At 68.3% G+C, this 13730-nt stretch carries 13 protein-coding genes; 8 read left to right on the forward strand and 5 right to left on the reverse strand.

The genetic code is table 11. The features are described from left to right. Positions 1 to 394 precede the first annotated feature (394 nt). Entirely contained in the window at positions 395 to 625 is a 231-nt protein-coding gene (locus tag M8445_RS16605; protein ID WP_273991090.1) for a helix-turn-helix domain-containing protein, read from the reverse strand. A 99-nt stretch (positions 626 to 724) separates the two neighbouring features. Between M8445_RS16605 and M8445_RS16610 the strand changes: the two genes are divergently transcribed. Then, positions 725 to 1474 (forward strand): hypothetical protein, encoded by a 750-nt coding sequence (locus M8445_RS16610; RefSeq protein WP_273991091.1) that lies wholly within the window; start codon positions 725 to 727, stop codon positions 1472 to 1474. Between the two features lie 214 nt (positions 1475 to 1688). Here the strand turns inward: M8445_RS16610 and M8445_RS16615 are convergent, their stop codons facing one another. Further along, positions 1689 to 1814, reverse strand: coding sequence for a hypothetical protein (locus tag M8445_RS16615; RefSeq protein WP_273991092.1), 126 nt, complete (start codon positions 1812 to 1814; stop codon positions 1689 to 1691). Positions 1815 to 1910: 96 nt separating this feature from the next. On the opposite strand from M8445_RS16615, the gene M8445_RS16620 reads away from it, so the two are divergent. Further along, on the forward strand, positions 1911 to 2957 hold the full coding sequence (locus tag M8445_RS16620; RefSeq protein WP_273988203.1) for a transposase: 1047 nt from the start codon (positions 1911 to 1913) through the stop codon (positions 2955 to 2957). Between the two features lie 7 nt (positions 2958 to 2964). Here M8445_RS16620 and M8445_RS16625 read toward each other — a convergent pair whose 3' ends face one another. Further along, complete coding sequence (locus tag M8445_RS16625) at positions 2965 to 3120, reverse strand: hypothetical protein (protein ID WP_273991093.1); 156 nt, start codon at positions 3118 to 3120, stop codon at positions 2965 to 2967. 109 nt (positions 3121 to 3229) lie between these two features. On the opposite strand from M8445_RS16625, the gene M8445_RS16630 reads away from it, so the two are divergent. The 5 genes from M8445_RS16630 to M8445_RS16650 all read left to right on the forward strand — a co-directional run bounded on the left by M8445_RS16630 (position 3230) and on the right by M8445_RS16650 (position 10264). Further along, positions 3230 to 4630 (forward strand): MBOAT family O-acyltransferase, encoded by a 1401-nt coding sequence (locus M8445_RS16630; protein ID WP_273991094.1) that lies wholly within the window; start codon positions 3230 to 3232, stop codon positions 4628 to 4630. Between the two features lie 9 nt (positions 4631 to 4639). Then, positions 4640 to 5842 (forward strand): alginate O-acetyltransferase AlgX-related protein, encoded by a 1203-nt coding sequence (locus M8445_RS16635; protein ID WP_273991095.1) that lies wholly within the window; start codon positions 4640 to 4642, stop codon positions 5840 to 5842. A gap of 69 nt (positions 5843 to 5911) precedes the next feature. Then, a complete protein-coding gene (locus M8445_RS16640) occupies positions 5912 to 6529 on the forward strand; it encodes an alginate O-acetyltransferase AlgF (protein ID WP_273991096.1) in 618 nt (205 codons plus the stop codon). Positions 6530 to 6707: 178 nt separating this feature from the next. Beyond that, entirely contained in the window at positions 6708 to 8381 is a 1674-nt protein-coding gene (locus M8445_RS16645) for an alginate O-acetyltransferase AlgX-related protein (protein ID WP_273991097.1), read from the forward strand. 143 nt (positions 8382 to 8524) lie between these two features. After that, positions 8525 to 10264, forward strand: a complete 1740-nt coding sequence (locus M8445_RS16650) for a sensor histidine kinase (protein WP_273991098.1) — start codon at positions 8525 to 8527, stop codon at positions 10262 to 10264. Between the two features lie 92 nt (positions 10265 to 10356). Here the strand turns inward: M8445_RS16650 and M8445_RS16655 are convergent, their stop codons facing one another. Beyond that, positions 10357 to 10614, reverse strand: a complete 258-nt coding sequence (locus M8445_RS16655) for a hypothetical protein (RefSeq protein ID WP_273991099.1) — start codon at positions 10612 to 10614, stop codon at positions 10357 to 10359. Positions 10615 to 10911: 297 nt separating this feature from the next. Beyond that, complete coding sequence (locus M8445_RS16660) at positions 10912 to 11313, reverse strand: hypothetical protein (RefSeq protein ID WP_273991100.1); 402 nt, start codon at positions 11311 to 11313, stop codon at positions 10912 to 10914. Positions 11314 to 11632: 319 nt separating this feature from the next. Here M8445_RS16660 and M8445_RS16665 point away from each other — a divergent pair, with 319 nt between their 5' ends. Beyond that, positions 11633 to 13726, forward strand: coding sequence for a PAS domain-containing sensor histidine kinase (locus M8445_RS16665; RefSeq protein ID WP_273991101.1), 2094 nt, complete (start codon positions 11633 to 11635; stop codon positions 13724 to 13726). Positions 13727 to 13730 lie beyond the last annotated feature (4 nt).

Genomic DNA, 13730 nt, shown 5'->3' on the forward strand with positions numbered 1-13730 from the left:
TGTCATTCAATCTTTTACTTTTTTAACTACATACTTAATCAACAGTCAGAACGCCCTCATGGCTCCCAGGGAGACTGGGTAGCCGAGCCCGCGAGACGCCCTTCCCACCGAAAGGCAGAGCCACTGAGTCTGTGCAGTTGGCCTGAGGGAGCACCTGTCTGGAGCGTTCTTCCAAACTGAGTACCCTGATCTCCTGAGGTGCAATCCGCCGTCAGGGTCACCCTACAGTGAGATTTCAGGCCAGAGGTTCATCAGGGCACTGAGCTTGCAGGCAGTCTGAATCTCGAACCGCTGAGTCCCCAGCAGACCTTCTGGCCATCATCTCCCGCGCAGCAACTTGGAAACCGACGTGCTGAGGGTGGTCAAACCCTCGACCATGTCAGGCAGTCTGGTGTCAGCCTTCCGGTCTGACGCCTGGTTCGTAGATCAAGATGTCGGCAATCTCGACCTCTTTGCCCGTCAACGTTCTCAGACCGTCCAGCACGTTCACGAGTGTGGGCAGATCAATCCGTGAAGGCTCATGGCCGCGCCTGGCCATGCGGTAGACCGTATTCATGTAGCTCGTCCCCATGGCTTTGCCCAGGGCATACGCCGTGAGCCCATGTTCCGCCAGAAAGTCGGCCAATTTCCACCGTATTACCGACATCCATCCATGCTCACGTATGCGCGGCACGGGCGCTATTCCCTGCACGCATAGTTAGGCGTAGTGGTAATATACTGAAGCATGAGCGTTCAGGAACCACAGCGCAGCATTGGCAGAGTCGCCGTCACGGTGGCAGCCCAACTCATCTCCATGCACCACCACCTCGACCAGAAAGATCCCCCCACCGCCCACCTCCAACGCCTCAACACCGAACTCTGGTCTCAAATTCCCCACCTCATGACCAGAGAAGATGAAGCCGAAGTCTTTGAAGCCGCGCAACACCTGGCCGCCGAAATCCTTGCCGCTCCGCCCGAAAACCGCCCAGGCCTCTGCGCCGTACGGCTGTGCGACGCCGCCGCATGTATCAACACCAGCGACCCCGTAGAAGCGGCAAAGAGCCTCCTGTGCCTCGCCAGTTACTACCAAGCACGTCTGCCCTCTGAACCCAATCCCGATAGACCCCCACCCACGATCCGTCCCCTCACCAGCCGGGAAGACCTGTACCAGGAATTCCTCTCGTTCGTGGGCTGGGAATGTCTGGTCAGGGAACTCGATATCCAGGAGCAGGCCGTCAGCACACAGAACTGGCTGGACCTGCAGCGTCGATTCCAGTGTCAGGCCAAGCTGGCGCCGCCCCCTTCCCAGCAGGAGAGATACCTCGTTCAGGAGTATCAGCGATCGGTGTCCACCGTCACGAGTGACGACGACTGGATCTTGGCTTCCATAGAGACGATCGGCGGGAATGTGATTCCTTACCGGTCGCTCACGGCCTGGACGACCGATTCCTGCCTGGAGGAACTCATCGCGCAACGCCTGCACCTCTTGGGTTGACTGACATCCTCGTGTGCTGAGCGGAGCCGAAGGCCAGACCCCGCTGGATTCGTTCAGCATGTCGCTGGTTTCAACACACAGAAGACGACGGACCTGTGCCTCCTGCGGCAGGGAAGGTGGACACCAGGCGTCCCGCACCCGGGGAGTCTCCAGCCGCGTCAACACCCTGCAGTTCCTCTAGCAGTGACGTAACGCGCGGCTCCGCCGGAGTCGATCAGTCCGACTGGAGGAACTGGTCGCAGAAAGCGTCTGGGGGCAGGGGGCGCGCGAACAGGTAACCCTGTCCGGTGGTGCAGCCCAGGTCGAGGAGCATGGCGCGCTGGGCGGCCGTTTCGATCAAGAGTTTCCACAGGCGAGGGAATAGCGACCAGCACGAAGGCCCAGGAGGCAGGGGCTTGAAATTCCCCGGTCTCATGGGCCTTTATGCGAAGTGACTATGCCTCGCATCCCCAGCCTACCGCACAGCATCATCACCGCTCAGCTGAACCGGGTCACCAGCCTCAGTGGCCTCATCCCCTACAGCACCCTGTGTAAAAGTGCCATCTCCAAAGAGATGGCGCGGGACTCCTTCGCCTCCACGGAGGACTTCAAGCGTCGAGCCAGGAACGCGCCGGAGGGCGCGTTCCTGGCCATTGATTTCGTCATGGTGCCCCACGCCGGACGGACGATGGAAGGCGTGAACTACCACTACAGCGGTCAGGCCCAGACCCGTCTGGGCCATCAGTTCACCTCCGCGGCCCTGGTCAGGTTCGGTGAAGATCCAGTTCCGTTGCTGGAGCGCTTCAAGGTTTCCCAGGCCCTGCATACAGAGCGCTATCCTTACCGTACAGCGACTCAGGAAATGATCCACGTCGTCCAGGATTGCCTCGCGGCGGGCGTCCCCATGGCGGGTCTCCTCCTGGATGGGGAGTTCGGGCGGGACGCGGCTGTGACCTTCAGTCGCGAGCATCAGATTCCGGTATTGATCCGTGCCAAAGCCAATATGACCGTGCAGTTCGAGGGTGAGGGACTCACCCTCGGTGCGCTGAGTCGGCAGTTCCCTCCAGAACGCTGCCACCTGTACGCGGAGTTCGGGTGGCGTGTCCGTCGATTGTCGGTCACCCGTGAGGTCGGTGGGTTCGATGTCCTGATCGTGTGGCGCAAGGTGCACGGGGAGTGGACACGGTTTTTCCTGTTCAGCACGTTTGGTGGTGACGTCACGGTTCGCTCACTGCTGCGGGCCTGGAAGGCCCGCTGGGGAATTGAGGTGATTCACCGGTTCTTCAAGCAGAACCTGGGACTGGGACGCTGTCATTGCCGGACGATCCAGGCGCAGGAGAACTGGGTGTGGTGCGTGGTGGAGGCCTTTCACGCGGTGTTACGGGTGCGTAGGGAAGTACCGGGAATGACGTGGCGGGCCGCACAACGGCAGGCAGCTCAGAATGCCGAAAAGTACGTCCTGACCGGGATGGAGCAGGACGGCCCCCTGCTTGACGCCGCGTGACACGACATCAGCAGGGAAGTGGAAACTCTTGTTCGATGCCTTCGGCGACGACGTCGAGGTCAAGGGCGCGGGCCAGGGCGATCATGTGCCGCGCGACCCGCTGGCGTCTGGGGTTGCCGTCCAGTCCCCAGCTGAGAATGCGTGGGACACCGCCTCCGGCCACGCCCTTCATCTTCGTTGTGCGTTCACCTTGTAAGGGAACCGTACCGCTCCGGTCACTAGTCTCCGGCCATCTCTGCGCCGACAGGTGGCGCGACAGGCAGGTGATGGTCTTGGTGTTCAGTTCGTACGTGTTTCTCCTCGTCTTCCTTCCTCTCTTCCTGGTGACGTACGCTCTGACACCGGCCCGCCTGCGGTCATGGACGATCCTGCTCGGCAGTCTGCTGTTCTACGCGTGGGCGCAACCGGCGGCGCTGGGCCTGCTGGTGGCCGTGATCGTCTTCACGTACCTGATCGGCGGCCGGGTACTGGCCAGTGCCGGGCGCGTCCGCTGGACGTGGCTGACCCTCGGCGTGACAGGCAACCTTGCCATGCTGGGGTACTTCAAGTACGCGAACATGGCCGCCAGCAGCGTGAACTCGGTGCGGAACGTGCTGGGCTTCGACGAGTTCACCTGGACGCAGATCGTGCTGCCGGTCGGGCTGTCCTTCTACATCTTCCACGCAATCAGTTACCTCGTAGACCTGCACCGCGGCGCGGCGAAGGCCCCGCGGAACATCATCGACTTCGCGGCGTTCGTGAGTCTGTTTCCGCATCTGGTGGCCGGGCCGATCCTGCGCTTTCACCTGCTCGCCGATCAGTTCCGCGAGCGGACGCACACGCCAGAGAAATTCGCGCTGGGCGCGCAGCGCGTCATGATCGGGCTGAGCATGAAAGTCCTGCTGGCCGATCCGCTCGCGCCACTCGTGAACGCCGCGTACACGGCCGCGCGTCCCAGCGCCGACGACGCGTGGCTGGGCAGCGTGGCGTACACCCTGCAGCTGTTCTTCGATTTCGCCGGGTACAGCCACATGGCCATCGGGCTGGCCCTGATGCTGGGCTTCCGCTTCCCGGAGAACTTCCTGGATCCGTACACGGCGACGTCCATCACGGCGTTCTGGCAGCGCTGGCACGTGAGTCTGGGCACGTTCCTGCGGGAGTACGTGTACATCCCCCTGGGCGGCAACCGGCACGGACTGACCCGCACGAACCTGAACCTGTTCCTGACCATGGCGGTCGGCGGTCTGTGGCACGGCGCAAACTGGACGTTCGTGCTGTGGGGCATGTGGAACGGCGCGTTCCTGGTGCTGGAGCGCGTCCTGAGCAAGAAGTTCGGCCGTCCGCCGCCGCCCGCGTGGTACGCCGTGCCGAAAGTCATGCTGATCGTGATCCTGGGCCGCGTGCTGTTCCGCAGTGAGAACGTCGCGCACGCCGGCGAGGTGTACCGCGGGCTGGCCGGACTGAACGGCGCGGCCCTCACGCCCGACGTGGCCCTGACCGTGACGCCCGAACGGCTGGCCGTGATGCTCGCGGGCGTGGCCGTCGTGTACGGCGCGCCGCTCTGGAACCGCCGCGCCGCGCCGCAATCCGCGCTGCGGACCGCGCCACAGTACGCCCTGATTCCGGTGTTCCTGCTGGCCGTCGCTACCCTCGCCGCGCAGCAGTACGCGCCGTTCCTGTACTTCCAGTTCTGAGGTGATGACGTGACCACCAACCCCCCCACCCACACGGCGGCACCGGCAACAGCGGGCACAGTCAGTACAGCTGCGGGCAGCGCCCGTCCGTCCGCCCGACTGGTTGATCAGCTGCGCGCAGCGGCCCGGCTGCCGCGCCCGCTGCTGCTGACCGGCGGGACGTTCCTGCTGCTGATCTCCGGCGGTCTGATCGCCGCCACACGCGCCGCCCTGACACCCGACCCGCGCCACGCCGTGCCCGTCAGCGGGGATGCACTGCGGAGCGGCAAGACGTTCCACGCCCTGGAAGCTCACCTGGACGCCAACCTGCCAGGACGGGACGCGCTGATCGCCACGGCCAATACGGCGCGGTACCTGACGGTGCGCGGCGGCACGGACGAGGTCCGCCTGGGACGGGACGGCTGGTTGTTCCTGACCTCGGAATTCGCGGCGCACCCGCAGGCGCAGCGCCGCCTCACGGCCCGCGCGGACCTGACCGCGCAGCTGTCACGGAACCTCGCGGCGCGCGGCGTGACCCTGCTGGTCGCCGTGAGCCCCAACAAGAGCCGCGTGCAAGCCGCGCAGCTGCCCGGCGGCGCCCTGCCCGGCTGGGTGGACGCCCGCCAGTACGAGACGTACCAGGCGATGCTGCGCGCGCGGGGCGTGGCGACCGCCGACCTAGTCACGCCGATGCTGGCCGTCGCCGCAAAGACCGCGCAGTACTACCGCACCGACACCCACTGGAATCAGGACGGCGCGCGCACCGCCGCGCAGGCGACCGCGCAGGCCGTCCGGACCGTTGCGGCGGACCTGCCCGTCTCGACCTTCACCACCACCCACGCGCCCGAAACGGCCCGCCCCGGCGACCTGCTGAACCTGATGGGCCTCCAGCACGTCCCGGACGCCCTGCGCCCCCACGCGGACCGCGAGGCGACCGAAACCACGCTCGGCAGCGGCGCCGGCGGCCTGCTCGGCGCGGCCCCGCAGGTCATGCTGGCCGGCAGCAGCTACGGCCTGCGCGGCAACTACGCCGGGGCGCTGCAGGAAGCGCTGGGCAGCGCCGTCCTGAACGTCAGCCGCGAAGGCGCGGACTTCAGCGGCAGCCTCCGCCCGGCCCTGAGCGACCCGGCCTTCCTGGACAGCCCGCCCCGCGTGCTGATCTGGGAGATCCCGCAGCGCTTCCTGCCGCTCCCACTGGCCGGGGAGGACCAGCGTCCCTTCGACGTTCCCTGACGCCCCGTCACCGGACGTCCTCCCCTACCTAACGCTCTTTACGCCCTGTCCCTCACCTGGAGACCCACCATGAACCGCACCCTGATCACCCTGACCGCCCTGACCCTGAGCGCCTCCCTCGCCGCCGCGCAGGAAGCCCTGTACGCCCCCGCCCCACCCGCCGGTTCCGCATTCATCCGCGTGGCGAGCGTGAACGCCAGCGCCCCCATCACCCTGGACGGCCGCGCCCTGAGCGGCAAGCAGGCAGCCCGCACGGTCAGCGCGTACACGGTCGTCAAGCAGGGCGAACACACCCTGAAGCTGGGCGCCAGCACCCTGAAACTGAACGTGACGGGCGGCACGTACGTCACGCTGGTCGCGCAGAGCGGCAAGTTGCGCGCCCTGCCGGCCGAGCAGCCCGGCGGAGTCACGAAAGCCCGCGTGACGCTGTACAACCTCAGTGACGCCCCCGCCAGCCTCACCACGGCCGACGGCGGCACCCGCCTGCTCGACGGTGTGGCGCCCGGCACGCAGAAATCACTCAGCGTCAATGCAGTCACAGCGGCGCTGGGCGTCATAGGCGACGGAAACCGCGTCCTGCAGGCCTTCCCCGCCGAGGCCCTGAAAGCCGGGGCGAGCTACAGCGCTTTCGTGTTCGGCAGCGGCGGCGCCCGCAGCGCCACGTGGGTCGCCCCCACCGTCAAGTAGACGAAGTGGATTCAGCGCCTGGAGCGCCTCCATGAAGACGGTGGCCACAGCGCTGTCATACGGACTCCGTATCAGACCCGTTCCGCTTCCCTGACCGGCACGTCCCAGCAGGTCACCTGACCTGAGCGCCGACACGCACCGAAACCACCACACACGCACCTTTCGTCAAGGAGTCTCAATGCCTGCCGTCACTCACCGCACCTTCCTGTCCGCCCTGACCGTCCTGAGCGCCGCCCTGCTGCTCAGCACGTCCGCCCGCGCCGCCACCACACCGGCTACTGCTGTGCCCGCTTCGTGCGGCGTCACGCTGGACCAGAAAGCCTGGATGTTCCAGGGTGAGCAGGGCTTCTACTACTACGGGGATGAACTGTCGGGCCGCTGGATGAACCGCCCCTGGAACGAGGCGCGCGCCGCGTTCGTGCCGGCCGCCGTGACCCTGGCCGCCGCCCTGAAAACCCACGGCGTGACGCTGGTACTGGCGCCCGTACCGCCCCGCAGTTTCGCGCAGCCGCACCTGAACCTGCAAAACCCCACCCAGAAAGCCTTCGACCTGCCCGGCGCGCAGGGCTTCTACCGCGCGCTGGTCAGCGACCTGCGGGCCGCCGGGCTGCCCACCGCCGACCTGCTGGCACCGGCCCTGGCGCAGGGAGACGCGGGCGTGTTCCGGCAGGACATCCACTGGACACCTGAAGGCGCGCAAGCCGCCGCCAGAGCCACGGCCGACGCGGTCCGCGCCGCCGGGCAGAAAGCTGGCAGCGCACCCTTCGTGAGCCTGCGCGCCGGGACCCTCACCCGGCAGGTGCAGGACCAGCCGGTCCTGGGGCAGATTCAGACGCTGTGCGGCCTGACCGTTCCCCCCGAAACGTACAGCGACTACCAGGCGGTGCCGGCCGCGCCGCTCGTGGCCGGAGCGGGCAACTTCGGAGCCAGTGAAGGTACCGTCCGCTGGGCGTTCGGGCCGGTCGCGACCGTGTCGTTCGTGACGGCCAGCGCCGGGAAGGTCACGGTGAACGCCACCTTCGAAACGCCCATCGCGGGGCAAAGCGTGGAAGTCCTGTCGGGCGGGAAGGTCATCGACACCATCAGCGGCCTGAAACGCGGTGAGAACGTCACGCGCGCCTGGACGGTCGACGCGGCGGCAGGGCAGAACAGCCTCGACCTGCGCTTCGCGGACTACAACGGCGGCCAGACCAGCTTCGCGCCCGGCGACGGCCGCCCCATGGCCGTGATCTTCAAGACCCTGAACGTGCAGGGCAGCGGGAACAGCGCCGACCTGATCAAACTGCAGGCGAGCGGCGACCTGCTCGGCGGGGCCGCCGATACCGTCCTCGTGGGCGCCAGCAGCAGCCTGCCCTCCCTGAACTACGCCGGGTTCCTGCAGACCGAACTGTCGCGGCGCATCGACAACGTCTCCTTCGGCGGGGCCGGCGTGTTCTCCAGCCTCAAGGACTACCTGCTCGACGAGGCGTATGCGCTGAGCAAGCCCGGCACGCTGATCTGGCAGATTCCGCTCCTGGGCGGCGACGACACCGCCGAGAGCGACCTGCGGTTCGTCACGGCCGCCGCGCGCGGAGCCGGCGCGGAAGTCAGCCGCGCCAGCGGCGCCGGCAGCGCCCGCGTCACCGTTCCCGGCCTGACCGCCGGGGCCGCCCGCGTGCGGGTCAGCGATCCCGCCACCCGGACCGTCACCATCAAGGTCACCAGCGACCGGGGCACGCGCGAGTTCAGGGTCACCAACTCCGAACGCATGACCCACCGGCAGGAGTTCTTGCTGGACCTCAGCGGCCTCGGCACCGTCACGGCGGTCGAAGCGGCCGCCACCGGAACGCTCGACCTGAACGTCGTGAAGTAGCGCGCCCGCCCGGCAGTGAGCGCCCAGGGCGGCCGGGCAGAAGAACGCCACGTGAAGAAAACGCGTCCGTCGGGCACGTCAGGCTCCCCTCCCCCCCCTACCGCGGCGGGGTCCGGGAACCGGGCTCGCCTATGATGGCCGGTATGCTCGCCCGTCCCGCTCCGTCCCTGTGGCGTACTCTGGCCATCGCCGCCGCTGGACTGACCGCGCCCCTGCTGTGGCCCGGCGTGCTTCCCAACCTGCTGACCACCCTGCCCGGCATGGGCATGCACGGCGCGCTTCCTCCCGCCCTGAACCTCCTGACGCTCAGCTCGGACCTGCTGATCGGCGTGGCGTACACGTTCATCGCGGGCGTGCTGGGCCTGATCGTGTACCAGAACCGCCGCTCCCTGCCGTTCGACTGGGTGATCCTCGCGTTCGGGCTGTTCATCGTCGCGTGCGGACTCACGCACGTCATGCACGTACTCACGCGCGTGACGCCCCTGTACTGGCTGGACGGGTACGTGCGGGGCCTGACGGCCGCCGTGAGTGTCGCCACGGCCGCCGCCCTGCCTCCCCTGATTCCGCGCGTGGCCACGCTCCTGAACGCCGAGCGGACCCTGCTGGGTCAGCAGCGTGACCTGGAACGCACCAACGCGGCGCTGCGGGACGCGGCCGCGCGCAGTGACCTGCTCGCCGCGCTCGGGGACGCCCTGCAGGGCGCGCGGACCGGGATGGACGTGCAGCGCACCGCCCTCGACCGGCTCGGGCCGGCGCTGCAGGCGAGTTCCATGCTGGTCGTGATCCTCAACGGGCGGCAGGTGCGGGCGTCCATGGTCTGGGGCACCCTGACCGGCCGCACCGCGGAACTCGTGGCGCGCGGCACGTTCGACGTGCAGGACGCCCCGGTCCTGGCGCGCACGCTGCACACCGGGGAACCCACCTACCTCGCGGATTACCAGAGTCTGCCCGGCGCGCACGCCGCACTGACCGGCGCGTACGCCCTGGAACCGGTGTTCGGCGCGGACGGAACGGTCATGGGCGGCGTGGCCACGTGGCGGCCCGCCGGGCAGGCGTGGACGGACGGAGAGCAGGACCTGCTGCGCCGCGCGGCCGGCACGATCGGCCTGGCCCTCGAGCGCGCGCAGGTGCTCAGCGACCTCGCCCAGCAGCGAGACGCGCTCAGTGAAGCCAACCGGAACCTCGAACGCAGCAACGCGGACCTGGACCGCTTCGCGGCCATCGCGTCCCACGACCTGAAAGCACCGATCCGGGCAGTCACGAGTTTCTCGGAACTGCTCAGCGCCCGCTACGCCCCGCAACTGGCCGGGCGGGGCCTGACGTACCTCGAGCAGATCCGGTCCAACGGGTACCACATGCAGCGTCTCGTGGACGACCTGCTGCTGTACTCCCGGGCCGCCGCGACCGATCCGGTGTTCACGGACGTGGACGTCAGTGCGCTGATGCGGGAGGTCCTCACGCGCCTCGACCCGGACCTTCAGGCGGCGCAGGCGCAGGTGACGGCCACGGACCTGCCGGTCGTGTGGGGGGACGCGGCGCAACTGGACCGCCTGCTGCAGAACCTGATCGGGAACGCCCTCAAGTACCGGCGGGCCGAGCCGCCGCGCGTGCAGGTCCGCGCGCACACCCAGCCGGACGGCAGCTGTCAGTTCGACGTACAGGACAACGGGCAGGGAATCGACCCCGAGTACCACCAGCGGATCTTCCAGCTGTTCACGCGGCTGCACCACCGGGACGTGGAAGGCACGGGCCTGGGGCTCGCCATCTGCCAGCGGATCGTGGAACACCACGGCGGGCGCCTGTGGGTGCAGAGCGTTCCAGGGGAGGGCAGCACCTTCTCGTTCACCCTGCCGGGCCGGCCGCACACGCATTCCGACGCGTAACGAGAGAGGCCGCAGTGCGTACCTGCGGCCTTCCCGTGTTTGACGTGTCTCTGCTGTATGTTGCGCCGGGCGTATCTGGCCGGTGGGGCGGGTCAGCCGGTGATGGGCGTGCGGGTGATCACGTCGTCGGAGTGCCGCTGGTAGGACTGGACACCCAGGACGACGACCGTGATGAGCGCGGCTAGGAAGGCGCTCGCCACGGCGGCGGTCAGGGACAGGCCGATCAGCAGGGCGGCGCCCAGAGTGATCAGCGCGGCGAGGACCGGGTAGGCAATGCGGCGTTGCAGGGACAGCAGAATGCAGTCACGGAGGTAGAAAGCGCGTTTGAGACGAGGAGGACGTGACGACATACCCCACAGTGACACACTGTCAGGGAAATGGTGTGCAATGTTGACCATTTCTACGTTTACCCGGCATGCCTCTCTCTTCCCATAGCCGTCGGGAGGCAGACGGCCCTCCCCCGACTCCCCCTCACTACCGCCCAGCCAGACAGCGGGCGGCCCTCAGGCAAGAACCCCATCTCCGTGGCCCGCTGGAGGGGATGCCCAGAACCGCGCCGGCCCAACGGCACCAGCGGCGAAGCAGAGACCGCAGACCTCATCCGGCCCGCCCTGCTGTCTCGCCACGCCCCTGCCACAGTGCCCGCTTCAGAAATCCCCTGTTCCGCTGCCCCCTTTCAGGAGATGGCCGGAAGAGGCGCTGGCGCTGTCCTGGCTGGGAATCACCACGCCAGCGGCGCCTGACGGGACCGGCAGCGCGGCCGGCCCGGCGGTCACGCGGTACCGGTAGAGTGTCCCGCCGTCCCCGGTCGGTTCCGAGGACAGCAGTTCCAGCAGTCCGGTCGGCAGTTCGCCCGACACGGTGCTCACCCGGTGCGGGTCAGCGGGAAGCTCACCTGCCGTGCACAGCAGCACCACCAGCGGGTACGGAGCGCTCTGCACGGCGCAGACCGGCACGGCACCCACGCGGAACACCACTTCCCAGCCGGCCGCCTGCGCCGAGCCGCCCGGCCCGACTCCCAGCCCGGATGCCAGCCCAGAGCCCAGCACCGCCCCGGCCGTCAGCAGCGCCGCCAGGGACCTCGCAGCGTTCAGGAAGGCACCGGGAGTTCCCGTTCCCGAAGGCGCAACAGCCCTCCCAGGACGGAGACGCGGAATACACGGCAGGAAAGCAGGCACGGCAGGACGGGACGGCTGGACAGGATTCATGGGACCTCCGGCCGGACAGGCGCAGCAGACCGCCCGGCAACGCGCAGCCTACGCAGCCGGATATCACGCGCCCCTGAACGGCCCGCACATGAAGGGCTGTCCCCTACAGAGGCATGTCATGAGAAACACGCAGGAGGATTCTGAACGCTATCCTCATGACATGCACAGGGACGCCGGGGAAACGCAGGAACTGACCGACAACCTGCGTGGGCGGCTCCGGGAGGCCCGGACAGCGCCGGAGGCCCTGCGGGCGCTGCTGAACAGTCTGCAAGACGCCGGCGTGCGCGGGGCCGGGCTGGCCGGCTGGACAGCCGGACACTGGACGGCCGGACAGTGGAACGCTGGACCCGGGACGGCCGCTGCGCCGGACCTGCGGGACGGCACGTGGACCGTCACGCCCCTGGCCTTCACGGACCCGCCGGCCGCGCTGTACCTGCCCGCCCCGGCCGCCGGAACCCCGGCCGCCCACCTGGAGGCCCTGCTCACGCTGACCGGGCAGGCCCTGCGCCGGATCGCCCGGGAGGACAGCTCCGCGCCCCCCGACCAGCCCACCACCCAGCCCCCCGACCTGCATACCACCGCGCGGCGGGCGGACCTGGCCGAGGCCCGCCTGCAGCAGCTGATCGAGAACGGCCCGGTGGCCGTGGCGGCCGGCACCACCGACGGGCAGCTGCTGTTGGTGAACGACGCGTACCTGAACCTGCTGGGCTTCACCCGCAGTGAATTCAGCGGCGGGCAGGTCAACTGGGCGGCCCTGACCCCACCCGAGTACCGCGCGTCCGACCGGGAACACTACCTCAGCGCCCTGACCTCACGGCAGTCCGTGACGTACGAGAAGGACATGCTGGACCGCGGCGGGCAGCGCGTGCCCGTGCAGGTCACGCTTCTGCCCGCGCGGGAGGAGGACCGCGACTTCAGCGTGGCGTACGTGCGGGACCTGCGGCCCGACCGGGCGACCGCCGCCGGGCACGCCGAGCAACTGCGGGAACGCACGCTGGAACTGCAGCGCCTGAACACCGAACTCGCCGCCCGCACCGCCGCGCTCGAGCAGTTCGCGGAACTGTCCCGCGACCTGGTGTTCGAGCATGAACCGGTCGCCCTGATCGGCCGCGCGCAGGAGATCGCCATTTCCCTGATGCCCGACAGTGTCAGCACGTACTACGAACCCCGCGGTCGGCAGTGGACGCTGCTGTCACACCGCGGGCACTTCCGCAACCCGGTCCTGCTGGACAGCCTCCGGGGGGGGCTGCCGCGCGGCGCGACCCTCAACGTCGACCGTCCCTACGACACCGGCGCGCCCTACTACCAGGAGCACTTCAATCCGGCCAGCGTGCAGAGCGTGCAGGCCGACATTCACGTCATCCGGTCGTCCGCGTCGTTCCCGGTGCGGAGCGGAGCGCGCACGCGGGGCGTGCTGGTCATCGGTCGGCACGAAACGCATCCGTGGACCGCGCCGGAACGCACGCTGCTGGAAACCGTGATGTTCAGCCTGCGACTGGCGCTGGAACGCGCCGAGCAGGCCGGCGCCCTGCAGCGGCGCACGCAGGAGCTCGAGCGCAGCAACGCCGAACTCGAGCAGTTCGCGTTCATCGCCAGTCACGACCTGCAAGAACCCCTGCGGAGCGTGACCAGCTTCTCGCAACTGCTGATCCGCCGGTTCGACCGGACCGGCACGGACGCCCGCGCGGCCGAGTACCTGCGGCACATCACGGCCGGCACGCACCGCATGCAGCAACTGATTCAGGATCTGCTGAGCTTCGCGCGCGTCACGTCCGAGCAGGCGCCGCTCACCGCGCAGGACACCGCCGCCGCCCTGCAGGCCGTCCTGACCGACCTGAGCGGACCCCTGCGGGACGCGCACGCCACCGTGACAAACGGCACCCTGCCGCCCGTGCTGGCGAACGGCACGCAACTGCGGCAACTGCTGCAGAACCTGATCGGGAACGCCGTGAAATTCCGGCACGCCGACCGGCCGCCCATCATCAGTGTCACCGCGCAGCGGGAAGGGGACCTCGTACACGTGCAGGTCACGGACAACGGCATCGGCGTACCCGCCGAGTACCACGAGCGGATCTTCACGGTGTTCCAGCGGCTGCACGTCCGGGAAGCGTACGCCGGGAACGGCATCGGCCTGTCCATCGCCCGGCGCGTCGCGGAGCGCCACGGCGGGAACCTGTGGATCACGTCCACACCCGGTCAGGGCAGCACCTTCCACTTCACGCTTCCCGCGCCCAGCGAAACGGAATCCGGCTGATCCG

The organism is Deinococcus aquaticus (assembly GCF_028622095.1).
GTDB classification, from domain to species: Bacteria; Deinococcota; Deinococci; order Deinococcales; family Deinococcaceae; genus Deinococcus; species Deinococcus aquaticus.

Excerpts from the sequence above, each read along its gene's own strand:
- M8445_RS16665 (WP_273991101.1), top strand. The coding sequence starts at position 11,633 with ATGCACAGGGACGCCGGGGAAACGCAGGAACTGACCGACAACCTGCGT.
- M8445_RS16650 (WP_273991098.1), top strand. The coding sequence starts at position 8,525 with ATGCTCGCCCGTCCCGCTCCGTCCCTGTGGCGTACTCTGGCCATCGCC.
- M8445_RS16645 (WP_273991097.1), top strand. The coding sequence starts at position 6,708 with ATGCCTGCCGTCACTCACCGCACCTTCCTGTCCGCCCTGACCGTCCTG.
- M8445_RS16610 (WP_273991091.1), top strand. The coding sequence starts at position 725 with ATGAGCGTTCAGGAACCACAGCGCAGCATTGGCAGAGTCGCCGTCACG.
- M8445_RS16640 (WP_273991096.1), top strand. The coding sequence starts at position 5,912 with ATGAACCGCACCCTGATCACCCTGACCGCCCTGACCCTGAGCGCCTCC.
- M8445_RS16620 (WP_273988203.1), top strand. The coding sequence starts at position 1,911 with ATGCCTCGCATCCCCAGCCTACCGCACAGCATCATCACCGCTCAGCTG.
- M8445_RS16655 (WP_273991099.1), bottom strand. The coding sequence starts at position 10,614 with ATGTCGTCACGTCCTCCTCGTCTCAAACGCGCTTTCTACCTCCGTGAC.